Annotated in this window: 44 protein-coding genes; 6 read left to right on the top strand and 38 right to left on the bottom strand. The window is 42.1% G+C overall.

From position 1 onward, the window contains the following. Positions 1-371: 371 nt before the first annotated feature. Entirely contained in the window at positions 372-935 is a 564-nt protein-coding gene (locus NBG71_RS18485) for a gamma carbonic anhydrase family protein (RefSeq protein ID WP_075674030.1), read from the top strand. On the opposite strand, the gene NBG71_RS18480 is transcribed toward NBG71_RS18485, so the two are convergent. From NBG71_RS18480 to dprA, 5 genes are read right to left on the bottom strand one after another with little or no spacing between them, the layout of a single operon-like run. After that, the gene (locus NBG71_RS18480) at positions 911-1,171 is read right to left on the bottom strand and encodes a DUF1488 family protein (protein ID WP_075674031.1); all 261 of its coding nucleotides are present in this window, start codon (positions 1,169-1,171) and stop codon (positions 911-913) included. The genes NBG71_RS18485 and NBG71_RS18480 overlap by 25 nt on opposite strands. Then, positions 1,168-1,992: a shikimate dehydrogenase gene (gene aroE, locus NBG71_RS18475; protein ID WP_075674032.1), complete on the bottom strand. Its 825-nt coding sequence runs from the start codon at positions 1,990-1,992 to the stop codon at positions 1,168-1,170. Before aroE ends, NBG71_RS18480 begins: the two co-directional genes overlap by 4 nt. Positions 1,993-1,997: 5 nt before the next feature. Further along, positions 1,998-2,567, bottom strand: coding sequence for an L-threonylcarbamoyladenylate synthase type 1 TsaC (tsaC, locus tag NBG71_RS18470; protein ID WP_250917074.1), 570 nt, complete (start codon positions 2,565-2,567; stop codon positions 1,998-2,000). After that, positions 2,560-3,117: a topoisomerase DNA-binding C4 zinc finger domain-containing protein gene (locus NBG71_RS18465; protein ID WP_075674034.1), complete on the bottom strand. Its 558-nt coding sequence runs from the start codon at positions 3,115-3,117 to the stop codon at positions 2,560-2,562. Before NBG71_RS18465 ends, tsaC begins: the two co-directional genes overlap by 8 nt. Before the next feature lie 18 nt (positions 3,118-3,135). Continuing rightward, complete coding sequence (dprA, locus tag NBG71_RS18460) at positions 3,136-4,281, bottom strand: DNA-processing protein DprA (RefSeq protein ID WP_099660731.1); 1,146 nt, start codon at positions 4,279-4,281, stop codon at positions 3,136-3,138. A 130-nt stretch (positions 4,282-4,411) separates the two neighbouring features. On the opposite strand from dprA, the gene def reads away from it, so the two are divergent. The 5 genes from def to mscL all read left to right on the top strand — a co-directional run bounded on the left by def (position 4,412) and on the right by mscL (position 9,290). Then, complete coding sequence (gene def, locus NBG71_RS18455; RefSeq protein ID WP_109420381.1) at positions 4,412-4,936, top strand: peptide deformylase; 525 nt, start codon at positions 4,412-4,414, stop codon at positions 4,934-4,936. 26 nt (positions 4,937-4,962) lie between these two features. Then, positions 4,963-5,910, top strand: coding sequence for a methionyl-tRNA formyltransferase (fmt, locus tag NBG71_RS18450; RefSeq protein WP_109420380.1), 948 nt, complete (start codon positions 4,963-4,965; stop codon positions 5,908-5,910). A 99-nt stretch (positions 5,911-6,009) separates the two neighbouring features. Beyond that, complete coding sequence (gene rsmB / locus NBG71_RS18445; protein ID WP_250917073.1) at positions 6,010-7,278, top strand: 16S rRNA (cytosine(967)-C(5))-methyltransferase RsmB; 1,269 nt, start codon at positions 6,010-6,012, stop codon at positions 7,276-7,278. Positions 7,279-7,390: 112 nt separating this feature from the next. Next, positions 7,391-8,767 carry a Trk system potassium transporter TrkA gene (gene trkA, locus NBG71_RS18440; RefSeq protein WP_075674039.1) on the top strand — a complete coding sequence of 459 codons (1,377 nt, stop codon included), beginning with the start codon at positions 7,391-7,393 and terminating at the stop codon, positions 8,765-8,767. Between the two features lie 115 nt (positions 8,768-8,882). Further along, a complete protein-coding gene (gene mscL / locus NBG71_RS18435) occupies positions 8,883-9,290 on the top strand; it encodes a large-conductance mechanosensitive channel protein MscL (RefSeq protein WP_023583476.1) in 408 nt (135 codons plus the stop codon). Positions 9,291-9,293: 3 nt separating this feature from the next. Here mscL and NBG71_RS18430 read toward each other — a convergent pair whose 3' ends face one another. The 33 genes from NBG71_RS18430 to NBG71_RS18270 all read right to left on the bottom strand — a co-directional run. Continuing rightward, positions 9,294-9,500 (bottom strand): alternative ribosome-rescue factor A, encoded by a 207-nt coding sequence (locus NBG71_RS18430; protein ID WP_250917072.1) that lies wholly within the window; start codon positions 9,498-9,500, stop codon positions 9,294-9,296. A gap of 50 nt (positions 9,501-9,550) precedes the next feature. Continuing rightward, entirely contained in the window at positions 9,551-9,964 is a 414-nt protein-coding gene (gene zntR / locus NBG71_RS18425; RefSeq protein ID WP_069368787.1) for a Zn(2+)-responsive transcriptional regulator, read from the bottom strand. Between the two features lie 296 nt (positions 9,965-10,260). Further along, positions 10,261-10,647, bottom strand: coding sequence for a 50S ribosomal protein L17 (gene rplQ, locus NBG71_RS18420; RefSeq protein WP_004246940.1), 387 nt, complete (start codon positions 10,645-10,647; stop codon positions 10,261-10,263). Between the two features lie 37 nt (positions 10,648-10,684). After that, a complete protein-coding gene (locus NBG71_RS18415) occupies positions 10,685-11,674 on the bottom strand; it encodes a DNA-directed RNA polymerase subunit alpha (RefSeq protein WP_006535513.1) in 990 nt (329 codons plus the stop codon). A gap of 25 nt (positions 11,675-11,699) precedes the next feature. Beyond that, positions 11,700-12,320, bottom strand: coding sequence for a 30S ribosomal protein S4 (gene rpsD, locus NBG71_RS18410; RefSeq protein WP_004246942.1), 621 nt, complete (start codon positions 12,318-12,320; stop codon positions 11,700-11,702). Between the two features lie 36 nt (positions 12,321-12,356). Continuing rightward, positions 12,357-12,746 carry a 30S ribosomal protein S11 gene (gene rpsK / locus NBG71_RS18405; RefSeq protein ID WP_002919257.1) on the bottom strand — a complete coding sequence of 130 codons (390 nt, stop codon included), beginning with the start codon at positions 12,744-12,746 and terminating at the stop codon, positions 12,357-12,359. A gap of 16 nt (positions 12,747-12,762) precedes the next feature. Next, the gene (gene rpsM / locus NBG71_RS18400) at positions 12,763-13,119 is read right to left on the bottom strand and encodes a 30S ribosomal protein S13 (protein ID WP_036914623.1); all 357 of its coding nucleotides are present in this window, start codon (positions 13,117-13,119) and stop codon (positions 12,763-12,765) included. Between the two features lie 146 nt (positions 13,120-13,265). Beyond that, entirely contained in the window at positions 13,266-13,382 is a 117-nt protein-coding gene (gene rpmJ, locus NBG71_RS18395) for a 50S ribosomal protein L36 (protein WP_071788572.1), read from the bottom strand. Positions 13,383-13,424: 42 nt separating this feature from the next. Next, on the bottom strand, positions 13,425-14,747 hold the full coding sequence (secY, locus tag NBG71_RS18390) for a preprotein translocase subunit SecY (protein ID WP_006535510.1): 1,323 nt from the start codon (positions 14,745-14,747) through the stop codon (positions 13,425-13,427). Between the two features lie 7 nt (positions 14,748-14,754). Then, entirely contained in the window at positions 14,755-15,189 is a 435-nt protein-coding gene (gene rplO, locus NBG71_RS18385) for a 50S ribosomal protein L15 (RefSeq protein WP_004246944.1), read from the bottom strand. Positions 15,190-15,192: 3 nt separating this feature from the next. Beyond that, the gene (gene rpmD, locus NBG71_RS18380) at positions 15,193-15,372 is read right to left on the bottom strand and encodes a 50S ribosomal protein L30 (RefSeq protein WP_036914634.1); all 180 of its coding nucleotides are present in this window, start codon (positions 15,370-15,372) and stop codon (positions 15,193-15,195) included. 5 nt (positions 15,373-15,377) lie between these two features. Next, positions 15,378-15,878 (bottom strand): 30S ribosomal protein S5, encoded by a 501-nt coding sequence (gene rpsE, locus NBG71_RS18375; protein ID WP_023583472.1) that lies wholly within the window; start codon positions 15,876-15,878, stop codon positions 15,378-15,380. Between the two features lie 14 nt (positions 15,879-15,892). Beyond that, on the bottom strand, positions 15,893-16,246 hold the full coding sequence (gene rplR / locus NBG71_RS18370) for a 50S ribosomal protein L18 (protein ID WP_075674040.1): 354 nt from the start codon (positions 16,244-16,246) through the stop codon (positions 15,893-15,895). Positions 16,247-16,255: 9 nt separating this feature from the next. Further along, the gene (gene rplF / locus NBG71_RS18365; protein ID WP_023583470.1) at positions 16,256-16,789 is read right to left on the bottom strand and encodes a 50S ribosomal protein L6; all 534 of its coding nucleotides are present in this window, start codon (positions 16,787-16,789) and stop codon (positions 16,256-16,258) included. A gap of 14 nt (positions 16,790-16,803) precedes the next feature. Further along, complete coding sequence (gene rpsH, locus NBG71_RS18360; RefSeq protein ID WP_004246950.1) at positions 16,804-17,196, bottom strand: 30S ribosomal protein S8; 393 nt, start codon at positions 17,194-17,196, stop codon at positions 16,804-16,806. 32 nt (positions 17,197-17,228) lie between these two features. Further along, complete coding sequence (gene rpsN, locus NBG71_RS18355) at positions 17,229-17,534, bottom strand: 30S ribosomal protein S14 (protein WP_006535503.1); 306 nt, start codon at positions 17,532-17,534, stop codon at positions 17,229-17,231. A gap of 12 nt (positions 17,535-17,546) precedes the next feature. Continuing rightward, positions 17,547-18,086 carry a 50S ribosomal protein L5 gene (gene rplE / locus NBG71_RS18350; RefSeq protein ID WP_075674041.1) on the bottom strand — a complete coding sequence of 180 codons (540 nt, stop codon included), beginning with the start codon at positions 18,084-18,086 and terminating at the stop codon, positions 17,547-17,549. Between the two features lie 13 nt (positions 18,087-18,099). Continuing rightward, the gene (gene rplX / locus NBG71_RS18345) at positions 18,100-18,414 is read right to left on the bottom strand and encodes a 50S ribosomal protein L24 (RefSeq protein WP_075674042.1); all 315 of its coding nucleotides are present in this window, start codon (positions 18,412-18,414) and stop codon (positions 18,100-18,102) included. 10 nt (positions 18,415-18,424) lie between these two features. Continuing rightward, positions 18,425-18,796 carry a 50S ribosomal protein L14 gene (gene rplN / locus NBG71_RS18340; RefSeq protein WP_004246955.1) on the bottom strand — a complete coding sequence of 124 codons (372 nt, stop codon included), beginning with the start codon at positions 18,794-18,796 and terminating at the stop codon, positions 18,425-18,427. 176 nt (positions 18,797-18,972) lie between these two features. Beyond that, the gene (gene rpsQ, locus NBG71_RS18335; RefSeq protein ID WP_023583468.1) at positions 18,973-19,227 is read right to left on the bottom strand and encodes a 30S ribosomal protein S17; all 255 of its coding nucleotides are present in this window, start codon (positions 19,225-19,227) and stop codon (positions 18,973-18,975) included. Further along, positions 19,227-19,418 (bottom strand): 50S ribosomal protein L29, encoded by a 192-nt coding sequence (rpmC, locus tag NBG71_RS18330; RefSeq protein WP_004238624.1) that lies wholly within the window; start codon positions 19,416-19,418, stop codon positions 19,227-19,229. Before rpmC ends, rpsQ begins: the two co-directional genes overlap by 1 nt. Further along, positions 19,418-19,828, bottom strand: a complete 411-nt coding sequence (gene rplP / locus NBG71_RS18325) for a 50S ribosomal protein L16 (RefSeq protein WP_006535500.1) — start codon at positions 19,826-19,828, stop codon at positions 19,418-19,420. The genes rpmC and rplP overlap by 1 nt, the downstream gene beginning before the upstream one ends. Before the next feature lie 12 nt (positions 19,829-19,840). Next, positions 19,841-20,542, bottom strand: a complete 702-nt coding sequence (gene rpsC / locus NBG71_RS18320; protein ID WP_023583467.1) for a 30S ribosomal protein S3 — start codon at positions 20,540-20,542, stop codon at positions 19,841-19,843. Between the two features lie 17 nt (positions 20,543-20,559). Continuing rightward, positions 20,560-20,892 carry a 50S ribosomal protein L22 gene (gene rplV / locus NBG71_RS18315; RefSeq protein ID WP_006535498.1) on the bottom strand — a complete coding sequence of 111 codons (333 nt, stop codon included), beginning with the start codon at positions 20,890-20,892 and terminating at the stop codon, positions 20,560-20,562. 14 nt (positions 20,893-20,906) lie between these two features. After that, a complete protein-coding gene (gene rpsS / locus NBG71_RS18310) occupies positions 20,907-21,185 on the bottom strand; it encodes a 30S ribosomal protein S19 (RefSeq protein WP_004246960.1) in 279 nt (92 codons plus the stop codon). Between the two features lie 14 nt (positions 21,186-21,199). Then, positions 21,200-22,024 (bottom strand): 50S ribosomal protein L2, encoded by an 825-nt coding sequence (gene rplB / locus NBG71_RS18305; RefSeq protein ID WP_099660734.1) that lies wholly within the window; start codon positions 22,022-22,024, stop codon positions 21,200-21,202. Positions 22,025-22,043: 19 nt separating this feature from the next. Then, positions 22,044-22,346 (bottom strand): 50S ribosomal protein L23, encoded by a 303-nt coding sequence (gene rplW, locus NBG71_RS18300; protein ID WP_004246962.1) that lies wholly within the window; start codon positions 22,344-22,346, stop codon positions 22,044-22,046. Further along, a complete protein-coding gene (gene rplD / locus NBG71_RS18295; RefSeq protein WP_023583466.1) occupies positions 22,343-22,948 on the bottom strand; it encodes a 50S ribosomal protein L4 in 606 nt (201 codons plus the stop codon). The genes rplW and rplD overlap by 4 nt, the downstream gene beginning before the upstream one ends. 16 nt (positions 22,949-22,964) lie before the next feature. Next, the gene (rplC, locus tag NBG71_RS18290) at positions 22,965-23,594 is read right to left on the bottom strand and encodes a 50S ribosomal protein L3 (RefSeq protein WP_023583465.1); all 630 of its coding nucleotides are present in this window, start codon (positions 23,592-23,594) and stop codon (positions 22,965-22,967) included. A gap of 32 nt (positions 23,595-23,626) precedes the next feature. Continuing rightward, entirely contained in the window at positions 23,627-23,938 is a 312-nt protein-coding gene (rpsJ, locus tag NBG71_RS18285) for a 30S ribosomal protein S10 (protein WP_001181005.1), read from the bottom strand. A gap of 350 nt (positions 23,939-24,288) precedes the next feature. After that, positions 24,289-24,762, bottom strand: coding sequence for a bacterioferritin (bfr, locus tag NBG71_RS18280; protein ID WP_075674372.1), 474 nt, complete (start codon positions 24,760-24,762; stop codon positions 24,289-24,291). 77 nt (positions 24,763-24,839) lie between these two features. Next, positions 24,840-25,037, bottom strand: coding sequence for a bacterioferritin-associated ferredoxin (gene bfd, locus NBG71_RS18275; protein WP_075674371.1), 198 nt, complete (start codon positions 25,035-25,037; stop codon positions 24,840-24,842). 215 nt (positions 25,038-25,252) lie between these two features. Beyond that, on the bottom strand, positions 25,253-25,440 hold a 188-nt coding region (locus NBG71_RS18270; RefSeq protein WP_502926059.1), incomplete at its 5' end, for an EF-Tu C-terminal domain-related protein.

Here is a 25,440-nt window from a genome sequence, read left to right as displayed (position 1 = left end):
TCAAACTTTTTTCTTTTCTCTTCGCTGTCCTTCGTGGCTGTTGTCAGCTCATCGTCGGTCAGTGGATGCGCATTATAGGGAGTTCTCGGATTAGCGCAAGTATTTATTTCAACTTTTTTTCTGTTCGTTCTCTTTTTGAACTTTACGTCTATTTTTGATACAAAAAACATCTTTTGTGTATAAAAAATATACGCTTTATCTTGTTATTGTCTATTCGGTATATTCTATCAATCACACTCTATTACTCTACTTTCCCCTTTATTATCGATTTTTATAGTCTTACAGTATAAAAATCATTGCTCTCGCCAGCCTGCCCTATCCGTTGCTATGCTTTTCTTATTATAAAGTGAAACCAAAAACGAGGTTAAATTATGGGGAAATCCACAATCAGGAATTACTTACACCTTTCGCCTTCTATTGATAAAAATGTTTTTATTGATGAAACAGCAACTGTGATTGGAGACGTACGTATTAGTGAAGATGTCAGTATCTGGCCTATGGTTGTTATTCGCGGTGATGTGAATTACGTGAGTATTGGCAAAAGATCAAATATTCAAGATGGTTCAGTTCTTCATGTCACTCACATCTCACCCAAGGATCCAGAAGGTTTTCCTCTTATTATTGGTGATAATGTTACTGTTGGGCACAAAGCAATGTTACACGGGTGCACAATAGGAGATCGTGTTTTAGTCGGAATGGGTGCTATTTTACTTGATGGTGCAATTATTGAAGACGATGTAATGATTGGCGCAGGTAGTTTAGTTCCACCAGGAAAGCGACTTGAAAGTGGTTTTCTTTATTTAGGAAGTCCAGTGAAAAAAATCCGCCCACTTTCATCAGCAGAAATAGAGCACTTTATCTATTCTGCTAATAATTATGTCGGGTGGAAAAATAACTATTTAGCTACTCGTCAATCAGCCATTGATAAAGAATAGATAGGATGGAGAGTTGATAACTCATATTCCGTTACCAACTCTTCAAATTCTTCTTCAATATCCCAACGATTTTGTTTAAATAACAAAATTCCTTCCCCAACACCAAAACGCTCGATAAGCTCGTGCTCTGTAATTAGACAATCAAAAAGCATTCCGTTGATCATTATAGGAAAAAGAACACTCCTATTCTCCGCTAGCCATATTTCACGATCTGGAAATTGAATGGATTGGTTCATTGATTCAATCTTTCTCTTAATACATTAAGGACAGGATTAACATCTGGCACAAGTTCATACCACAGTTCAAATGCATAAGCGGCTTGTCCTACTAACATACCTAATCCATCTGATAAACGTGTACTTCCATGTTTTAGCGCGTTATATAGAAATGATGTCATCCCTGTTTGATAATAAAGGTCGTAGCACGCTGTATCAAAACCATAAACATCGTTAGGAATAGGCGGTAAATCATTAGTCATGCTGGATGCAGAGGCATTTATAATTAAATCATAATGTCTATCGGCAACATCTTCAGTAGCTATTGCTCGGATCGTTCCAAACTGACTAAATTCTTTTACTAATTGTTCAGCTTTGGCAAATGTACGGTTGGTTAAAGTAATATCACAATCAAAATCGAGTAATGGAAGCAATATTCCTCTTGTTGCACCACCAGCGCCAATAACTAAGACTGATTTAACCTTACTAGGCACAATAAAATCGAGTCTAGCTAAATCCAAAATAAGTCCTTGCCCGTCAGTGTTATCACCAAGGAGTGAGCCATCTTCCAATTTAACAATAGAGTTAACTGCACCACATGCTTTCGCTCTATCCGTTAATTTATCCACAAAGTGGAATGCATCTTCTTTAAAAGGAACTGTAACATTAGCACCCCGCCCCCCATTAGAAAAAAAATGTGAGGCGGTTTTGTCAAATTCACCTAAAGGAACAAGTAAACGTCCATAGCCATACTCTATTCCTGTTTGTTTTGAAAAAAATTGGTGGATGAAAGGAGACTGACTATGCTCGATAGGATTTCCCATCACTAAATATTTTTCCATCACAATCACCCTTGTCGGTATAATTCACCCGTTAATGCATCTCGGATTTCAGAAGGATTCTGTCTACCACCAACATTCCCTTCAACGATAGGAATTGTATCCTGAAACTGTTCTTTTACTTCTTCAACTGTACGACATGGTGGTAATCCACTTAAATTCGCACTCGTTGAAACTAAAGGTTTTCCATAGGCGAGGCAGAGTTCTTTAACAATTGTGTGGTCTGTTACTCTCACAGCTAAAGAAGTGAATTTTCCAGTTAACCACTTTGGCGTCGTTGATTTGGCAGGAATAACCCATGTAACAGGTCCCGGCCAAGATGCAAACATTCTATCTCGCTGAGTTTGAGTCAATGCACTATCGTCGATATAAGGTTTCAATTGCTCATAATTATCAGCAATTAAAATTAGCCCTTTGTCAATTGAGCGTTGTTTTAACGTTAATAATGCCATAACAGCATGCTCGCTATCAGGATCACAACCAACCCCAAATACGGCTTCTGTTGGATATGCGATAACTTTATTATTTTTTAATGCTGCTATTATAATGTTGCTTACAGGTGATGCTTTGTTATTCATGTTCTTCTCTTTTTGTTTGTTGCTTTCCACATAATTTGCTGGCGCACACTAATCTTACTCCTTGAGAAGACCTTTTTTCCATCAATAATGGATAGTGGCAATGTTCGCATTCACCATTAACAGGCTTGTTATTTAATACAAATTGGCATTCTGGATATTGGTTACAAGCATAAAATATCTTACCAAACCTAGACTTACGTTGTAGTAATTTTCCTTTTTCGCATTGAGGACAAGGTATAACAGTTTCATCAGGTTTATCAATTTGTTCTATATGTTCACATTCTGGATAATTACTACAACCAATAAACATCCCAAATTTACCCTGACGCAAAACTAAATCAGCACCACAACACTTACAAGGTTGCCCTTCTAAAACTTTTATAATTTGTCCATCACCCTGTGATTTTAATGTTTTAATATAATGGCAATCAGGGTAAGCCGAACATCCTAAAAAAGGGCCATGTCCTCCATTTTTCATCACTAATACGCTGCCACATTCAGGGCATTTTTCCTGTTCAGGTTGCTGTGTAAACGGCATATTCTTTGCCATTGTTTTACCTCATTACACTTATTCCAATCGAGTATAGCCACCAGCCACAATAGCGACTTTTTCAATAAGCTCAAGTTCTAATAAAAGAGGAGCTAATTCAGAAGTTGATAATCCACTATCCTGAGCAATGATATCAATGGGTACTGCTTTATTAAAACGTAGAAAAGGTAATATCACATCCATTGCCTTTTGTTGTTCTAGTGTAAATTGTTCTACTTTGATCTCTTGTTTTTCATTATTAATAAGTGTTGTATATTCTTCTGTAATTTGTTTTTGTTGATACTCATTAACACAAGTAAGCCACTGCAAAGAGCTATTTAAATATTCAAAGATATCTTCAGGTGAGGATGCTAAATTTGCACCTTGCTTAATAAGTTGGTGATTGCCTTCAAAATGAATATCACCCAATAGCCCCGGTAACACGAACAACTCTTTACCTTGTTGCAAAGCATAGTTTGCTGTTATTAAAGAACCACTTTTAATTCCTGCTTCAACAATAAGTAGTGCAGTACTTAGCCCACTAATAATCCGATTACGTTGAGGGAAATAGCGCGCTAAAGGCGGTGTCATTGGTAAATGCTCAGAAATAAGAAGACCAGATTCTTTTATTTGTGTTGCAAGAGTGCGATGAAATGATGGATAAATCTGCTCTAAACCACTCCCTAGTACAGCAATAGTAATACCATTATTTTTTAATGCACTTCGATGTCCAATACCATCAATACCTTGAGCTAACCCACTTGTAATAGTTAACTCTTTTTTTACTAGTTCCTGTGCAAAATAAGTTGCCCACTTGGAACCATATGGTGTAGCAACTCGACTACCGATTAATGCAATTTGTGTGCTTTTTAAATGCTGTCTATTCCCTGCAACAAAAAGCAAAAGCGGAGGCGATGATATTTGCTTTAATAAGGATGGATAATCTGAATCTGTAATCGTTAATAATGATGATTCATTTTTATCTAACCATTTTAATGTATCGTTGACAGCATTTGCATGAAGTCTTAAGAATTGATGACTTTGCTGTTCTGACAGACCACAACCTATTAATAGTCTTTGATTTAATTGAGTTAAAGATTGTAGATACCTTGCAATTTGAATCGCTTTACTAATGGGGAGTCTTGAAACAGCGTTAAGCCTTATCCATATTTCTCTAGCATCCATGCATTATCCTAATATTATTTTTAGCAAACAGGGTGAGTGCTAAACACACCAAATACTGTCAATCTAGACAATAAATGTCTAGAATAGACGTTAAATCCTATTCACATTTTAGAAACAGTCCGAATAAATTATGGCAGTGTTACACGTATTACATTATCCAGACGAGCGTCTTCGCACGATTGCAAAGCCAGTCGAAAAAGTTGATGCCGAAATCCAAAAAATTGTCGATGATATGTTTGAAACAATGTATTTGGAAGAAGGTATCGGCTTAGCTGCGACACAGGTGAATATCCACCAGCGCATTATCGTCATTGATGTCTCTGAAACCAGGGATCAAAGACTGGTATTAATAAACCCAGAACTTCTTGATGCTGATGGCGATACAGGCATAGAAGAAGGCTGTTTGTCTGTTCCCGAACAGCGCGCTTTTATTCCTCGTGCAGAGCACGTAAAAGTAAAAGCCCTTGATTACAATGGTCAACCTTTTGAGTTAGAGGCTGATGATTTATTAGCTATCTGTATTCAACATGAAATGGATCATTTAGTTGGTAAACTATTTGTGGATTATTTATCCCCATTGAAACGCCAACGTATCCGTCAAAAAGTTGAAAAGCTCGATAAGTTAGATAAAAAAAGAGCTAAAGCAAGACAGTAACAGTTAAATTGAAACAGGAAGAAAACGTGTCTGATTCATTACGTATTATTTTTGCGGGAACACCCGATTTTGCGGCTCGACATTTAGCGGCATTGTTATCAACTCAACATCGTGTGGTGGGAGTACTTACTCCTCCAGATAAACCCGCAGGAAGAGGTAAGAAACTGACTATTAGCCCTGTTAAAGCTCTGGCGTTAACTCATAATATTCCTGTTTATCAGCCTGTCTCTTTAAAACCAGAAGAGAATCATGAATGGATAGTAGCACAACAAGCAGACATTATGATTGTTGTCGCTTATGGCATGATCTTACCTAAAGCAGTTCTTGAAATACCGCGTTTAGGTTGCCTTAATGTGCATGGTTCTCTCCTTCCTAAATGGCGTGGTGCTGCACCAATTCAACGCTCTTTGTGGGCAGGAGATAAAGAAACAGGTGTCACAATTATGCAAATGGATGTTGGCTTAGATACAGGCGATATGTTGTATAAAGCCTCGTGCCCAATTACGAGTGAAGATACCAGTGCATCTCTTTATGAAAAACTTGCAGAGCTTGGACCAAAGGCTCTAACAACTACGTTAGATCTCATTACCTCAGGTAAAATAAAGGCTGAAAAACAAGATGATAATTTAGCGAATTACGCACAAAAATTATCTAAAGAAGAAGCAAAAATTGATTGGTCATTATCTGCAGAACAGATTGAACGTTGCATAAGAGCATTCAATCCGTGGCCAATGAGCTTTTTTATGTTGGACGAGCAACCAGTGAAAGTATGGAAAGCACAAGCTATTGCTGATGATACAGATCAACCTGCAGGAACCTTATTAAAAGCAGATAAAACGGGTATTTATATTGCGACAGGTAACGGCATTCTAAATATCACAGAGTTACAACCATCAGGTAAGAAACCTATGGCTTCTGCCGATTTTTTAAACTCCAAGCGAGATTGGTTCACTCCTGGAAAAATCATTCAATAATTATTCTAAACCCTGATATTTAACACTATTATCAGGGTTTTCCTTTTTTCACGCCAATGTAGTACATCTCTGGCGCTCAATATTAAACGTTAACTCATCATGAAAACGTCATACAACTTACGTAGCATTGCAGCCAAAGCAATTAGCCAAGTATTAGATCAAGGCTTATCTCTAAGCACCGTCATACCAGAACTTCAAAAAAATGTTTCAGACAAAGACAAAGCATTACTACAGGAACTTTGCTTTGGTGTATTACGTACATTGCCACAATTGGAATGGATTATTCAGCAACTCATGGATAAACCATTAAAAGGCAAACAACGTATTTTACACTACCTTATTATGGTTGGCTTATATCAGCTTCTTTATACACGTATTCCTGCTCATGCAGCTCTAGCCGAAACCGTAAATGGCGCTGTTGCACTAAAAAAACCACAGTTAAAAGGATTAATTAACGGTGTGTTGCGTCAGTTTCAACGTCAACAAGATATCCTAAATGAACGTTTTCAAAACAGCGAAAATCATTTTCTCCATCCATCATGGCTACTTACCCGTGTTAAACAGGCTTATCCTGAACAATGGATGAGTATTGTTGAAGGTAATAATCAAAAACCACCTATGTGGTTACGTGTAAATCAACGCCATCATTCACGAGAAGAATATTTAACATTACTGAAAAAGGAAGAAATTACCGCTGTTGCTGATGATAACCACCCTTTTGCGATCCGTTTAGAGAACCCATGTAACGTAAATCTTCTTCCTGGATTTGCTGATGGTTGGGTAACAGTTCAAGATCGTTCAGCCCAGCGTTGTGCTGAATTATTGGCGCCAAAAAATAAAGAACAGATCCTTGATTTATGTGCGGCACCGGGCGGCAAAACAACGCATATTTTAGAGATAGCTCCTCAAGCTCAAGTATTAGCAATCGATATAGATGAACAACGTTTGAAACGTATACAAGAGAACCTTACGCGTTTAAAACTTAATGCCGTAGTCAAAAGTGGTGATGGTCGTTATCCTGAACAATGGTGTGCCGGTATGCAATTTGACCGAATTCTCCTTGATGCACCATGCTCAGCAACAGGCGTTATCCGCCGTCATCCAGATATTAAGTGGCTTCGCCGTAATGAAGACATTGAGCAATTAGCTCAAATTCAAAAAGAGATCCTTCACGCTATTTGGCCATACCTAAAATCTGGTGGTACGTTGGTTTATGCAACCTGCTCTATTTTGCCTGAAGAGAATAAACAACAGGTTGAAGCATTTTTAGCGTCAACGAAAGATGCACAATGTGATTATCAGCACCAATGCTTACCAGAAGAAAAAGGTGGCGATGGTTTCTTTTATGCATTGATCAAGAAAATATGATCTTGTGATAAAAGATGATATCGGATCTAAAAAACGCTACTATTTCAACGCAAGATCATTAAGATCTTGCGTTTCTTTTCTATTTGTTAATCGAATACTCTGAGAAATTACGATGAAAATTATTATCTTAGGCGCTGGTCAAGTAGGTGGTACTCTCGCTGAAAATCTTGTCGGGGAGAATAATGATATTACTGTCGTTGACACTAATGCAGATCGTTTGCGCCAACTTCAAGATAAATTCGATTTACGAGTAGTCAATGGGCATGGCTCTCACCCAAGGATCTTAAGAGAAGCTGGTGCTGAAGATGCAGATATGCTAGTTGCCGTCACCAACTCTGACGAAACCAATATGATAGCATGCCAAGTTGCTTACACTTTGTTTAATACACCCAATAAAGTTGCTCGGATACGTGCCTCTGAATTTGTTCGTGAAGCAGACAAACTCTTCCTCCCAGAAGCTATTCCCATTGATTACTTAATCTCTCCTGAACATTTGGTTATTGATTATGTATATAAATTGATCCAATATCCTGGTGCCTTACAAGTTGTTAATTTTGCCGATGGCCAAGTCAGTATCGTTGCGGTAAAAGCATATTATGGTGGTTCTCTCGTCGGAAATGCACTATCAACATTACGCGATCATATGCCACATATTGATACTCGTGTTGCTGCAATTTTTCGCCAAGACAGACCTATCCGACCTCAAGGCTCCACAATTATTGAAGCGGGAGATGAAGTTTTCTTTGTCGTTGCATCTCAGCATATTCGTGCAGTAATGAGTGAATTACAACGATTAGAAAAACCTTATAAACGCATTATGATTGTTGGTGGTGGTAATGTCGGTGCAGGTTTAGCCGCTAGATTAGAAAAAGATTATAGCGTCAAACTTATTGAGCATAATCAGCAACGTGCAACAGAACTCGCTGAACTACTCCATGACACTATTGTTTTTTATGGCGACGCATCGGATCAAGAACTTCTTGCTGAAGAACATATAGAACAAATCGATGTCTTTATCGCACTGACTAATGATGATGAAGCTAATATTATGTCAGCGATGCTAGCAAAAAGAATGGGTGCCAAAAAGGCGATGGTGCTTATTCAGCGTAGTGCTTATGTTGATTTAGTCCAAGGCGGGGTTATTGATATTGCAATATCACCACAACAAGCAACAATTTCTGCACTTTTAGGTCATGTTCGTAAAGCTGATATTGTTAGCGTTTCCTCATTACGACGAGGTGTTGCAGAGGCAATCGAAGCCGTTGCACATGGTGATGAAAATACATCAAAAGTTGTTGGCCGTCGTATACAAGATATAAAACTACCACCAGGAACTATCATTGGTGCAATTGTAAGAGAGCAAGATGTTATTATTGCGAACGCTAGTCACTCCATAGAACAAGGAGATCATGTGATTATGTTTATCACTGATAAAAAATATGTCCCTGAAGTAGAAAAGCTTTTCCAACCTAGCCCATTTTTCTTATAAAAACCAAGTAGAAATAAGAATAATAGTAATTGTTACTTATAATGGTCTACTATTATCATGTTAGATACTATATTTTTACATAATAAATCTATGTATAGACAAATAAGGGGTGGTTATGTCTTTTTTTAAAGAGTTTCGTGAATTCGCAATGAAAGGCAACGTTGTTGACATGGCAGTCGGTGTCATCATTGGAGCAGCCTTCGGTAAGATTGTTTCATCATTAGTTGCTGATATTATTATGCCACCATTAGGCTTATTAATCGGTGGTATTGACTTCAAACAGTTTAGCCTTGTATTAAGAGATGCTAGTGGGGATGTACCAGCAGTTGTACTAAATTATGGCATGTTCATTCAAACTGTTTTTGATTTTGCCATTGTTGCATTTGCGATTTTCTGTGCAATCAAATTAATTAACAAGACACGTCGTCAAGCAGAAGAAGCACCTAAAGCACCACCGGCACCTTCAGCAGAAGAAACTCTATTAACAGAAATTCGTGATTTATTAAAAAATCAGCAAAAATAAAAACTAAAAGGCCAGTGATAACAATTGAAAAAATCTTTTGTTATCACTGGCCTCCCAGTTTCCCTTCTTGTCATGTTTCACTTTTCTCATATAACTTCCTTTTCCTTTTTTATTCTTTTCCACGCGTTGTCTAAATAGTGGATCATGAACAAGTGCTGCTAAGGCATTATCTTTAATAACACCTTTCTGGTGCTGATATTTGCTAGACATAAAAACCTCTTAAATTGTTAAAGAACATAAAACGTAATGCGGTACAGATATTATTGCTTTGTGGCTCCAGATTCAAGTATTTCAAGAATAGAACAATAAGTACTTTCATGAGCACTACCACAACATGCATTACTTAACATCTTCAGTGAATCTCGCATTCTTTCCATTTCTTTCAAGCGAATTTCGACTTCAGCAAGTCTTGCATCAACAATGTGTTTAGATTCAACACAAGTGTGATGAGCGGGATCAACACGAATAGAAAGTAGCTCTGTAATCGCGTCTAATGTAAAGCCCAACTCTTTTGCATAACGAATAAAACGTAAACGTTGGAGATCTTGCTCTGTATATAAGCGATAACCGCCTTCTGTTCGCCTGTCATGATCCATCAATCCTTGTTTTTCATAAAAACGGATTGTATCTGTTGTCACATTCGCTAATTTTGCAACCTGTCCAATACGATACATGGATCATTTCCTCACTCTAACTGATGTCTAAGCATAACAAATAATCAAAAGAATAGAATTGAAATATAGTGCGAAGCTTATCTTACCAAAATAGCAGTATGCTGAAATAACAGAAAATAAATATGATGTAACACAAGAGTAGGCAAAAAAGCATGGAATAACAAATAGAAAGGCTAGGATATGGCTTGATAGATTATTTTTATAACAGTAATTTCATAACTATCATTTTCGATAGATGTAAAAAAACCGGATTAAAAATCCGGTCTTTTTATTCGCTTCACTAAATAATAATTAAATTATTCAGCTGCTGCTTCTGTTTCAGAATCAGCACGGTCAACAAGCTCAATGTAAGCCATTGGAGCGTTGTCACCAGCACGGAAGCCACACTTCAGAATACGAGTGTAACCACCTGCACGGCTCGCAAAACGCGGACCTAATACTGTAAACAGTTTTGCCACGACTTCGTTATCACGAGTACGGGCGAATGCCAGACGACGATTAGCTACGCTGTCGGTCTTGGCAAGAGTAATCAGCGGCTCAACGACGCGACGCAGTTCTTTCGCTTTAGGCAAAGTTGTCTTGATGATCTCATGACGAACTAAAGAACCTGCCATGTTACGAAACATAGCCTGACGATGGCTGCTGTTGCGGTTCAATTGACGACCACTCTTACGATGGCGCATGACCTTATCCTTCTCAGTAAAACCTTAACCTGTGATCTTATTCATCAGCGATACTTGCAGGTGGCCAATTCTCAAGGCGCATGCCCAGAGATAAACCACGCGACGCCAGTACGTCTTTAATCTCAGTAAGAGATTTCTTACCAAGGTTAGGCGTCTTAAGTAATTCAACTTCAGTACGCTGTACCAGATCACCGATGTAGTGGATTGCTTCTGCCTTCAGACAGTTAGCAGAGCGGACAGTCAATTCAAGATCGTCTACTGGGCGCAGTAAGATAGGATCGAATTCTGGCTTCTCTTCTTTAACTTCTGGTTGACGAACATCACGTAAGTCAACAAAAGCTTCAAGCTGTTCAGCCAGGATAGTCGCTGCACGGCGAATCGATTCTTCTGGATCGATAGTACCGTTAGTTTCCATCTCGATAACCAGCTTATCCAAGTCGGTACGCTGTTCAACACGAGCTGCTTCCACATTATAAGCAATACGCTCAACTGGGCTATAGCACGCGTCTACTAAAAGGCGACCGATAGGGCGCTCATCTTCTTCCGAATGAATTCGGGCAGAAGCCGGCACATAACCACGACCACGCTGAACTTTGATACGCATATTAATAGATGCGTTCTCGTCTGTAAGGTGGCAGATAACGTGCTGCGGCTTGACGATTTCGACATCACCGTCATGGATGATATCGGCTGCAATAACAGGGCCAATGCCAGATTTGCTCAAAGTAAGAATAACTTCATCTTTACCATGAACTTTTACCGCCAACCCTTTAAGGTTGAGCAGTATTTCTAGGATATCTTCCTGAACACCTTCTTTGGTGCTGTACTCATGCAGTACACCATCAATCTCAACCTCTGTTACCGCACAACCCGGCATAGACGAAAGCAGAATACGGCGCAGTGCGTTACCAAGAGTATGGCCGAAGCCTCGCTCTAATGGTTCAAGGGTCACCTTGGCGTGCGTCGAACTGACTTGCTCGATATCAACCAGGCGCGGTTTTAGAAACTCTGTCACAGAACCCTGCATTGTGTCCTCTCTTTGGTGCTAAGCCTTACTTGGAGTAAAGCTCGACGATCAGGTGCTCGTTAATGTCAGCAGACAAGTCAGTACGTTCAGGAATACGTTTGAACACACCTTCCATCTTAGCAGCATCAACTTCCAGCCATGTTGGCTTTTCACGCTGTTCAGCCAGCTCTAAAGCAGCCTTAATACGAGACTGTTTTTTCGATTTTTCACGAACGCTGACTACGTCATTCGGGGAAACCTGATAAGAAGCAATGTTAACCACGCGACCATTTACCATGATTGCTTTATGGCTAACCATCTGACGTGCTTCTGCGCGAGTTGCGCCAAAGCCCATACGATAAACAACGTTATCCAGACGACCTTCCAGCAGAGTCAGCAGGTTTTCACCTGTGTTGCCTTTCAGACGAGTTGCTTCTTTGTAGTAGTTACGGAATTGACGTTCTAGAACACCGTAAATACGACGTACTTTTTGTTTTTCACGTAACTGAACACCGTAATCAGAAAGACGCGGTTTACGTGCGCCGTGCTGACCTGGTGCTTGTTCCAGTTTACACTTGGTGTCAATCGCCCGAACGCCAGATTTTAGAAATAAATCTGTACCTTCACGGCGGCTCAGCTTGAGCTTAGGACCCAAATATCTTGCCATTTTCTTTCTCCAACTTTCCTAAAAACGAAAACGTTATTAAACGCGACGTTTTTTCGGTGGACGACAACCGTTATGAGGAATCGGAGTCACATCAGTAATATTAGTGATGCGGAAACCAGCCGCGTTTAATGCACGGATAGTTGACTCACGACCAGGACCAGGTCCTTTAACCATAACTTCCAAGTTCTTAATTCCGTACTCTTTAACAGCTTCAGCGCAACGTTCTGCTGCAACCTGAGCCGCGAACGGAGTAGATTTACGAGAACCACGGAAACCGGAACCACCGGCAGTAGCCCAACCCAATGCGTTACCTTGACGATCGGTAATAGTAACGATTGTGTTGTTGAAAGAAGCATGGATATGAGCCACACCGTCAGAGACTTGTTTTCTTACACGCTTACGTGCACGAATAGGTGCTTTTGCCATTGTTCAAATACCCCGATTATTTCTTGATCGGCTTACGCGGACCCTTACGGGTACGTGCGTTAGTCTTAGTACGCTGACCGCGAACTGGTAGACCACGACGATGACGTAAACCACGGTAAGTACCAAGATCCATCAGACGTTTGATGCTCAGGGTAACTTCACGACGCAGATCACCTTCTACAACGTATTTGGCAACTTCGTCACGCAGCTTGTCGATTTGCTCTTCAGACAGCTCACTGATCTTAACATTTTCAGCAATACCAGCAGCTACACAGATAGCCTGTGAGCGGGTCTTACCGATACCGTAAATCGAAGTTAATGCGATTACAGTATGTTTATGATCAGGAATGTTAATGCCTGCTATACGGGCCACTATGCACTCCTAAATTAGCAGTTATACAGTACCATTCTGAAAAGCCCGTTTTCAGGATACTCAAACAATACTGTATATATTATAAAAGATTGGGCTGGCTAATTTAGCCAGCTCAACCGAACTTTGCAAGAAAAAAATGCAATAAATTAGCCTTGACGCTGTTTATGCTTAGGCTCGACGCTGCAAATTACACGCACGTGACCGTGACGTCTAACAATTTTGCAGTTACGGCACATTTTCTTGACGGAAGCACGAACTTTCATTTTTACTCTCCGTAACTTCTAAAACAAATCGCTTATCAGTAATTAACCTTTAAGATTTGCTTTTTTCAATGCAGACTCATACTGACTTGACATCAGGAGAGTTTGCACTTGAGCCATAAAATCCATGATGACCACAACCACGATTAAGAGGGAAGTACCACCAAAATAGAAAGGTACTTTCATTGCGTCACGCATGAACTCCGGGATGAGACAGATAAAGGTAATATACAAGGCACCGATTAAGGTTAAACGTGTCATTACTTTATCTATATATTTAGCCGTCTGCTCTCCCGGGCGAATTCCTGGTACAAATGCACCGGACTTCTTCAGGTTATCTGCCGTTTCTCTTGGGTTGAAAACCAACGCCGTATAGAAGAAACAGAAGAATATGATTGCAGCAGCGTATAGTAACACATAAATAGGTTGACCAGGCTGTAGATTTAAAGAAATCGTCGTCAGCCAACCCCACCCTGTACCATCGCCAAACCAAGAGGTTATTGTACCAGGAAACAGGATAATACTTGAAGCAAAAATTGCTGGTATAACACCCGCCATATTTACTTTAAGTGGTAGATGTGTACTTTGTGCCGCGTATATTCTACGCCCTTGTTGACGTTTTGCATAGTTAACAACGATACGACGTTGTCCTCTTTCTACAAAAACAACAAAGAAAGTAACCGCGAACACCAATACTGCAACCAACAATAACAGGAGGAAGTGCAGTTCGCCTTGCCGCGCCTGCTCGATGGTTTGACCAATGGCAGGCGGAAGACCTGCAACGATACCTGCAAAGATAATGATTGAGATACCGTTACCAATACCACGTTCAGTGATTTGCTCACCTAACCACATTAAGAACATTGTCCCAGTGACTAAGCTCACAACAGCCGTAATATAGAATGGTAGACCTGGATTAATTACCAGACCTTGCATTCCTGGCATATTCGGTAAGCCTGTTGCGATACCAATTGATTGGAATATCGCCAGCACCAAAGTACCATAACGGGTATATTGGCTGATCTTACGACGACCGGCCTCCCCTTCCTTCTTAATCTCTGCTAACCGAGGGTTAACCACTGATAAGAGTTGGATAATAATCGATGCCGAAATATAAGGCATGATACCCAGCGCAAAGATAGAAGCACGGCTAAGAGCACCACCAGAGAACATGTTAAACATTTCAATGATGGTGCCTTTTTGCTGATCGAGCAATTTGGCAAGCACAGTGGCATCAATACCAGGGATAGGAATAAAAGAGCCAATCCTAAAGACAATAAGTGCACCAAGAACAAACAAAAGTCTGCGTTTTAGTTCACCAACACCACCTTTAGCACTCTGAAAATCTAAACCTGGTTGTTTAGCCATCTGTCACTTATTCCTCAATTTTACCGCCAGCTGATTCGATTGCTGCACGGGCACCTTTGGTAACACGCAGACCACGAATAGTCACTGCACGGTTAACCTCACCAGACAGAATTAATTTTGCAAATTCAATCTGTGGGCCAACAACGTTTGCGGCTTTCAGTGCATTCAGATCGATTACATCGCCTTCAACGTAAGCTAAATCAGACAGACGGATTTCCGCAGTCACGAATGATTTACGTGAAGTAAAACCAAATTTTGGTAAACGACGATATAAAGGCATCTGGCCGCCTTCAAAACCACGACGTACGCCACCGCCAGAACGAGACTTCTGACCTTTGTGACCACGGCCGCCAGTTTTACCTAAGCCAGAACCGATACCACGACCTACACGTTTAGGCGCATGCTTGGCACCTTCAGCCGGAGACAGAGTATTTAAACGCATCTCTTACTCCTCAACTTTAACCATATAGGAAACCAAGTTGATCATACCGCGAACTGCTGGTGTATCTTCGCGTTCTACAGTGTGACCGATGCGACGCAGACCTAAACCAGTCATGGTTGCCTTATGTTTAGGCAGACGGCCGATTAAGCTGCGTGTTTGAGTAATTTTAATAGTCTTAGCCATGGTCATTACCCCAGAATTTCTTCAACGGATTTACCACGCTTAGCTGCGACCATATCTGGAGACTTCATGCTATCTAAAGCGTCCAGTGTTGCACGAACCACGTTAATCGGGTTAGTGGAACCATAGGTTTTAGCCAGTACGTTACGAACGCCAGCCACTTCTAGAACTGCACGCATTGCACCACCTGCGATGATACCGGTACCTTCATGAGCAGGCTGCATAAATACGCGAGAGCCTGTGTGAGTACCTTTAACAGGGTGGAACAGAGTGCCGTTGTTTAAAGCGACGGTTTTCATATTGCGACGGGCTTTTTCCATCGCTTTCTGGATTGCTGCCGGAACTTCGCGAGCTTTGCCATATCCGAAACCAACGCGGCCATTACCATCACCAACTACTGTAAGAGCGGTGAAGCTAAAGATACGACCACCTTTAACGGTTTTAGATACGCGGTTTACCGCGATCAGCTTTTCCTGCAGTTCGCCAGCTTGTTTCTCGATGTGAGCCATCTTACACTCCTACCTTAGAACTGAAGGCCAGCTTCACGGGCAGCATCTGCCAGTGCCTGGACTCGACCATGATATTGGAAACCGGAACGGTCAAATGATACTACTTTGATACCTTTTTCCAGAGCGCGTTCAGCAACAATTTTACCAATTACTGCGGCTGCTTCTTTGTTTCCAGTGTTTTTCAGTTGCTCAATGATAGCTTTTTCTGTAGTAGAAGCGGCCACCAAAGTTTCAGAACCGTTTGGTGCAATAACCTGCGCATAAATATGGCGAGGGGTACGGTGTACCACCAGGCGAGTCGCACCCAATTCCTGGAGCTTACGGCGTGCGCGGGTCGCACGACGGATACGAGCTGCTTTCTTATCCATAGTGTTACCTTACTTCTTCTTAGCCTCTTTGATACGCACAACTTCGTCGGCGTAACGAATACCTTTACCTTTATAAGGTTCAGGGCGACGGTAAGCACGCAGTTCAGCTGCTACTTGGCCAATCACTTGCTTATCCGCACCTTTCAGTACGATTTCAGTTTGTGTTGGACATTCAGCAGTGATGCCTGCTGGCAGTTGGTGTTCCACTGGATGTGAAAAACCTACTGATAAGTTAACCGCATTGCCTTTAATAGACGCACGATAACCTACACCTACCAGTTGCAGTTTCTTAGTGAAGCCTTCGGTAACACCTACAACCATTGCATTTAACAGAGAACGAGTAGTACCCGCCTGTGCCCATGCATCAGCAAAACCATCGCGAGGTGCGAAAGTTAAGTGGTTATCAGCATGTTGAATTTCAACTGCATTATGGATAGTACGAGTTAGCTCGCCGTTTTTACCCTTAATCGTAATTACCTGACCGTTGAGTTTAACCTCTACGCCGGCAGGAATGACGACGGGTGCTTTTGCCACACGAGACATTCTTTCCTCCCGAATTAAGCTACGTAGCAGATAATCTCGCCACCAAGACCTGCTTGGCGAGCTGCACGATCAGTCATAACACCTTTTGAGGTAGAAACAACAGCGATGCCCAGTCCTGCCATAACTTGTGGCAGCTCATCTTTTCTTTTATAGATGCGCAGACTTGGACGGCTTACGCGCTGAATGCTTTCTACTACAGCCTTACCTTGGAAATATTTTAAAGTGATTTCCAGTTCTGGCTTAGTGTCGCCTTCAATTTTAAAATCTTCGATATAACCTTCTTCCTTAAGCACGTTGGCAATCGCCACTTTCAGCTTGGAGGAAGGCATTGTGACCGCAACTTTGTTCGCGGCCTGACCGTTACGGATACGGGTCAGCATATCCGCGATGGGATCTTGCATGCTCATCTGTCTTTACTCCCGTGATTCAATTATGGTAATTACCAGCTAGCCTTTCTAAGGCCCGGGATTTCACCGCGCATAGCGGCTTCACGGACTTTAATACGGCTTAGGCCAAATTTCCGCAGGAAACCGTGCGGACGTCCAGTTTGACGGCAGCGGTTACGCTGACGTGAAGGACTTGAATCACGTGGCATAGTTTGCAGTTTCAGAACAGCATTCCAACGATCTTCGTCAGACACGTTCACATCTGAAACGATAGCTTTCAGTTCTGCGCGTTTTGCGAAGAATTTCTCAGCTAAATTCGCACGTTTTACATCACGTGCTTTCATAGATTTCTTAGCCATGAATGCCCTGCCTTACTTGCGGAACGGGAAGTTAAACGCTGCTAACAGTGCGCGACCTTCATCATCTGATTTCGCAGTCGTAGTAATGGTAATATCCAAACCACGAACACGATCCACTTTATCGTAATCGATTTCAGGGAAGATGATTTGCTCACGTACGCCCATGCTGTAGTTACCACGACCGTCAAATGACTTAGCGGATAAACCACGGAAGTCACGGATACGAGGTACAGCAATAGAGATCAAGCGTTCAAAGAACTCCCACATGCGTTCGCCACGCAGGGTCACTTTACAGCCGATCGGATAGCCCTGGCGGATTTTGAAGCCTGCAACAGATTTGCGTGCTTTGGTGATCAAAGGTTTTTGACCTGAGATTGCTGCTAAATCAGCTGCTGCATTATCCAACAGTTTTTTATCAACAATCGCTTCACCAACACCCATATTCAGGGTGATCTTCTCGACCCGAGGGACTTGCATGACAGAATGGTAACCAAACTGAGACATCAGTTGTTGGACCACCTCGTCTTTGTAGTAATCATGCAGTTTCGCCATCGTATACTCCAAATTACTTGATAGTTTCTTTATTAGATTTGAAGAAACGAACTTTTTTACCGTCTTCGAATCTAAAACCTACACGGTCAGCCTTACCAGTTGCCGCATTGAAGAGTGCAACGTTAGAAACTTGAATAAAAGCTTCTTTTTCAACGATGCCACCTGGTTGATTCAGAGCCGGAACTGGCTTCTGATGTTTTTTAACCAGATTGATACCTTCAACGAGAACTTTACCAGAAGAAAGAACCTGTTTTACTTTACCGCGCTTACCTTTATCTTTACCAGTAAGAACGATAACTTCGTCATCACGACGGATTTTCGCTGCCATTGCCTGCTCCTTAGAGTACTTCAGGTGCCAGAGAGATTATTTTCATGAACTTCTCATTACGAAGTTCACGAGTAACCGGCCCAAAAATACGCGTACCAATAACTTGCTCGCTGTTGTTGTTTAACAATACACAAGCGTTGCTATCGAAGCGAATGACAGAACCGTCAGGGCGACGAACACCCTTCTTGGTGCGCACCACTACCGCTTTCAGTACATCACCTTTCTTAACTTTACCACGTGGAATTGCTTCCTTGATGGTAATTTTGATGATGTCACCTACATCTGCGTAGCGACGGTGCGAGCCACCTAGAACCTTGATACACATTACGCGACGTGCACCGGAGTTGTCGGCCACGTTCAGCATAGTCTGTTCTTGGATCATTTTAGTGCTCCGCTAAATGTCAACTACTACTGAGCCACTTCCACATTAGAAGAGGCCGTTCAATATCCCATAATACGAGGGAGCGGCATTATAACACCACATTCTCGATATGGACAGAAAAAATAAACGGCTCGTTCAGTTTTGAGCCGTTTATTTCGTACGAAAAGGCTATTTTATTACAGAACAGCTTTTTCTACAACGCGAACTAACGCCCAAGACTTAGTCTTAGACAGTGGACGTGTTTGACGAATTTCTACTACGTCACCAATTCCACATTCGTTGTTCTCGTCATGTACATGCAGTTTGGTCGTACGACGGATAAACTTACCATATAATGGGTGTTTAACCATACGATCGATAGCAACGACAATAGATTTCTCCATTTTGTCACTAACTACACGACCTTGCAGAGTACGGATTTTATCGGTCATTACGCACCCGCCTTCTCAGTCAGTAAAGTCTTAACGCGTGCGATATTACGACGCACTTGTTTCAACAGATGAGACTGTTGTAACTGACCACTTGCTGCCTGCATACGCAGGTTAAACTGCTCACGCAGTAAGTTCAGCAGTTCTGTGTTCAGCTCTTCAACGCTCTTTTCGCGCAGCTCTTTTGCTTTCATTACATCACCGTCTTAGTTACAAAGGTGGTTTTGATAGGCAGTTTTGCTGCCGCCAGCTTGAATGCTTCACGGGCCAGTTCTTCAGGCACACCATCCATTTCATATAGGACTTTACCTGGCTGGATTAAGGCAACCCAATACTCAACGTTACCTTTACCTTTACCCATACGGACTTCGAGCGGCTTTTCAGTGATTGGTTTGTCTGGGAACACACGGATCCAGATTTTACCCTGACGCTTAACTGCACGGGTCATTGCACGACGTGCCGCTTCGATCTGACGCGCAGTCAGACGACCACGGCCCACAGCTTTAAGACCGTAAGTCCCGAAGCTTACATCCGCACCAGCAGCTAAGCCACGGTTGCGGCCTTTGTGCACTTTACGGAATTTTGTACGCTTTGGTTGTAACATCAGCGACTCTCCTTACTTGCGGCCTTTACGCTGCTGCTTTTTAGGTTGAGCAGCCGGTTTCTCCGCCTGTTCAACTGCAGCCATACCACCCAGGATCTCACCTTTGAAGATCCATACCTTAACGCCGAGCACACCATAAGTGGTTTGTGCTTCTGAGGTATTGTAGTCGATATCTGCACGCAGAGTGTGCAGAGGTACACGACCTTCACGATACCATTCAGTACGAGCGATTTCAGCGCCGCCTAAACGACCACTTACTTCCACTTTAATACCTTTAGCGCCTAAACGCATAGCGTTCTGTACCGCACGCTTCATAGCACGACGGAACATAACACGACGTTCCAGCTGTGAAGTGATGCTGTCAGCAACTAATTTTGCGTCCAGTTCAGGTTTACGTACTTCGGCGATATTAATTTGCGCAGGAACGCCAGCGATATCCGCTACGTTTTTGCGCAGTTTTTCAACATCTTCACCTTTTTTACCGATAACGATGCCTGGGCGAGCAGTGTGAATAGTCACACGGATGCTTTTCGCAGGACGTTCGATAACGATACGAGATACAGATGCTTTAGCCAGTTCTTTAGTTAAGTACTGACGTACTTTAAAGTCGCTGTCTAGGTTGTCAGCGAATTCATTGGTACCCGCATACCATGTGGAATTCCAAGGCTTGACAATGCCAAGGCGGATACCATTAGGATGTACTTTTTGACCCATTGCTAGTCTCCAGAGTCTCAGCGATCAGACACAACCACAGTGATGTGGCTGGTGCGCTTCAGAATACGATCTGCACGGCCTTTTGCACGAGGCATAATGCGCTTCATAGAAGGACCTTCGTCAACAAAGATCTTAGCTACTTTCAGATCATCAATGTCAGCGCCATCGTTGTGTTCTGCATTAGCAATAGCAGACTCCAGTACTTTCTTCACTAAACCAGCAGCTTTCTTGTTGGTAAAGGTTAAAATTTCCAGAGCTTGCGACACTTTCTTACCGCGAATCAGGTCAGCTACCAAGCGAACCTTCTGAGCAGAAGAACGAGCGTGGCGATGCATAGCGATAGTTTCCATCTCTTCCTCCTACCTTATTTTTTCTTAGCCTTTTTATCGGCTGCATGACCGCGATAAGTACGGGTCGGCGCGAATTCACCCAGTTTGTGACCAACCATTTCGTCGGAAACGTAAACTGGAACATGCTGACGACCATTATGGACAGCGATGGTCAAACCGATCATGTTAGGAAAGATCGTTGAACGACGGGACCAAGTCTTAACAGGCTTTTTGTCACCGCTTTCCACCGCTTTCTCTACCTTCTTCAGCAAGTGCAGGTCAATAAAAGGACCTTTCTTGAGAGAACGTGGCATGGCTTATCCTCTAATTATTTCTTAGTACGACGATGAACGATAAAATGTTCAGTGCGTTTGTTTTTACGAGTCTTCTTACCTTTGGTTTGGATACCCCAAGGTGTTACAGGGTGTAAACCAAAGTTACGACCTTCACCACCACCATGTGGGTGATCGACTGGGTTCATCGCAGTACCGCGAACGGTAGGACGAATACCACGCCAGCGACTTGCACCAGCTTTACCCAGAACGCGTAACATGTGCTCAGAGTTGCCAACTTCACCGATAGTTGCACGGCAATCAGAAGGAACTTTACGCATTTCACCAGAACGTAGACGAATAGTGACATAAGCACCATCACGAGCAACGATCTGAACGTAAGTACCAGCTGAACGAGCTAACTGACCACCTTTACCTGGTTTCATTTCTACGTTATGAACTGTAGAACCAACCGGGATATTACGCATTGGTAAGGTGTTACCCGCTTTGATAGCAGCATCAACGCCAGACTGAACTTTATCACCCGCTTTCAGGCCTTTTGGAGCCAGAATGTAGCGACGTTCACCATCAGCATACAGCACTAAAGCGATGTTAGCTGAACGGTTTGGATCATATTCCAGACGTTCTACTGTCGCAGGGATACCATCTTTGTTGCGTTTGAAGTCAACAATACGGTAAGCCTGTTTGTGACCACCACCGATATGACGGGTAGTGATACGACCATTGTTGTTACGACCACCGGACTTGCTGTTTTTTTCCAGCAATGGCGCATAAGGTTTCCCTTTATGCAGCTCAGGGTTTACCACTTTAACTACGTGGCGACGGCCCGGAGACGTAGGTTTACATTTAACAATTGCCATTGTTCTTTACTCCTCCGACTTACTCAGCGCCGCCGACGAAGTCCAGATTCTGGCCTTCCTTCAGGGTGACGTAAGCTTTTTTCCAGTCGCTACGACGACCAATACGCTGACCGTGACGTTTCACTTTGCCTTTCATCAGCAGAGTGTTAACACTTTCAACTTCGACTTCAAACAGTTTTTGTACAGCTGCTTTAATCTCTGCTTTGGTCGCGTCTTTAGCAACTTTGAGAACGATGGTGTTTGATTTTTCCATCGCGATAGAAGCTTTTTCAGATACATGCGGCGCGCGCAGTACTTTCAGCAGACGTTCTTCACGGATCATGCCAGCATCTCCTCAACTTGCTTCACAGCGTCAGCAGTCATGACGACTTTGTCGAAGGCGATTAAGCTAACAGGGTCGATAGTTGCTGCATCACGTACGTCAACTTTATATAAGTTGCGTGCTGCTAAATATAGATTCTCATCTACATCAGCTGTAATGATCAGAACATCTTCCAGAGCCATATCTTTCAGTTTCTGTGCTAAAAGCTTAGTTTTAGGCGCTTCAACAGAGAACTTCTCTACGACGATCAGACGATCTTGACGTACCAGCTCAGACAGAATGCTCTTCAGAGCACCACGGTACATCTTTTTGTTTACTTTTTGACTGTGGTCCTGTGGTTTAGCTGCGAAGCTAACACCACCAGAGCGCCAAATTGGGCTCTTGATTGAACCTGAACGTGCACGACCTGTACCTTTCTGTCTCCAAGGCTTTTTGCCTGAACCAGAAACTTCAGCACGGGTTTTCTGAGCACGAGTACCTTGACGAGCACCAGCAGCGTATGCAACGACTACTTGATGCACAAGCGCTTCGTTAAAGTCACGCCCGAAGGTAGTTTCGGAAACAGTCAGCGCGCCTTGCGCGTCTTTCATTACCAATTCCATTCCTATCTCCTCGACGTTACGCCTTGACAGCTGGTTTAACGATCAGGTCACTGCCAGTTGCACCTGGAACAGCACCTTTGACCAGCAGCAGGTTGCGCTCAGCGTCAACACGTACTACTTCCAGGCTCTGAACGGTAACTTGTTCGTTACCCAGTTGACCTGCCATTTTCTTGCCTTTGAACACCTTACCCGGAGTCTGGTTCTGACCGATAGAACCCGGAACACGGTGAGACAAGGAGTTACCGTGGGTAGCATCTTGAGTACGGAAGTTCCAGCGCTTTACAGTACCAGCAAAACCTTTACCTTTAGATGTTCCAGTAACGTCGACTTTTTTAACGTCAGCGAAAATTTCTACGCTAATGCTTTGACCTACAGTGTATTCTTCGCCTTCATTCAGACGGAATTCACGTAGTAAGCGGCCAGCTTCAACACCAGCTTTAGCAAAATGACCTGCTTCAGGTTTCAGTACACGGTTAGCTTTTTTGCTACCAGTAGTCACCTGAATGGCACGATAACCGTCTTTCTCTAGATCTCTGACCTGAGTAACACGGTTGTTTTCAATTTCGATAACGGTTACAGGGATTGAAACGCCATCTTCAGTGAAGATACGAGTCATTCCTACTTTCTTACCGACTAAACCAATCATTGTTTCAACCTCTCAATCGCTTGATGACCTGATTAACCTAGGCTGATCTGCACGTCTACGCCGGCAGCCAGATCCAGACGCATCAGAGCATCAACGGTTTTCTCGGTTGGCTCAACGATGTCAACCAGACGTTTGTGAGTGCGAATTTCATACTGATCACGCGCATCTTTATTAACGTGCGGAGAAATCAACACTGTGAAACGCTCTTTGCGAGTCGGCAGTGGGATTGGACCACGAACTTGCGCACCAGTGCGCTTAGCAGTCTCTACGATTTCCGCAGTTGATTGATCAATCAGACGATGATCAAAAGCTTTCAGGCGGATACGGATTCTTTGGTTCTGCATGAGACCAGAGCTCCAACTATTTTTTATAAACGTAAATGATCACTACTCGTACCCATTTCGATTGATGAGAGAGTGTAATCGTTCTGCATATAACTCCCCAATCGGGAGTATTATATTAATGCAATATAAAATCTGCATTAGCTGATAAATCAGCCTCACTAAATCAGTGAGCCTGCGCATTATACTTGCCTGAGTGATGAAATCAAGCCAAGAATAAAAAATCAGCGATAAAAATTCATTTTATCTTTTCAAAAATAAAAAAAGCAAAGGCAACCTTCATTACCTTTGCTTTTAAAAGCGTCTAATCATCCACTACAGGAGATAGATTATTCCTTTCTGTATAAGCTAAATTACTCTTCAATAATTTGAGCTTGTAGATAATTTTGAAGTCCCATGCGTTCGATAAGTTCAAGCTGGGTTTCTATCCAATCAATATGCCCTTCTTCATCGGTTAGAATTTCTAGCATAAGATCACGGCTGACATAGTCATGAATTGAATCTGCGTAAGCAATGGCTTCACGCAAATCTTTGGCGCCACCTAATTCTAATTCCAGATCAGAACGTAGCATCTCTTCAACATCTTCACCTATGTTTAGTTTACCTAAATCTTGTAAGTTTGGAATGCCTTCAAGGAACAAGATACGCTCGATATATTTATCTGCGTGTTTCATTTCATCTATGGATTCATGATATTCCATTTCATTGAGGCGTGTGAGTCCCCAATTCTTGAACATTCGGGCATGTAGGAAATACTGATTAATTGCAACAAGCTCACCACCTAATAACTTATTAAGGTGGGCTATCATTTTTTTATCACCTTTCATTTTTATGCTCCTTTGCTTCTAGTCTTTTCAGTGTAGACCTTTTATACAAAGAGGAGAGAAAGGAAATTTAAAATATGTTATGCAACTTCAGAAATTTGTGGGTAAAGAGCTAATTGCTCATTTTCGATAAGTTGGCGGGCTTGGCGTACGCACTTACCGCAACAACTTCCAACGGGTAAGATCTTGCGTAATTCATTAATATTGTGGATTTGATGTTTATGAACAGTCGAGATAATTTTTTTATCACTCACACCGTGGCAAAGACATACGTACATAATAACAACCTCATTAACTACTCACGACCAAGATAGTAAATGATAATTATTATGATTTCAATTTCTATTTATTTGACTTAGGTGTTTTATTGTTTATATCATCAACGATGATGCAGGAAAAACATTAATATCTTACTGAGATTTAAAATATCTAATCTTCAGATACAAAAAAGGGCATCCTACGATGCCCTCTTCATGCATAAATCTATCAGGAATTAACCTAATACTTTAGCAACAACGCCCGCACCTACTGTACGGCCACCTTCACGGATAGCAAAACGTAAACCGTCGTCCATCGCGATTGGGTGAATCAGTTCAACGATCATGTTGATGTTGTCACCTGGCATTACCATTTCTACGCCTTCTGGTAATTCGATAGTACCAGTTACGTCAGTTGTACGGA

The organism is Proteus sp. FZP2095 (genome assembly GCF_023701425.1).
Classification (GTDB): Bacteria; Pseudomonadota; Gammaproteobacteria; order Enterobacterales; family Enterobacteriaceae; genus Proteus; species Proteus cibarius.
This window is presented reverse-complemented; position numbering and strand designations above follow the sequence as displayed.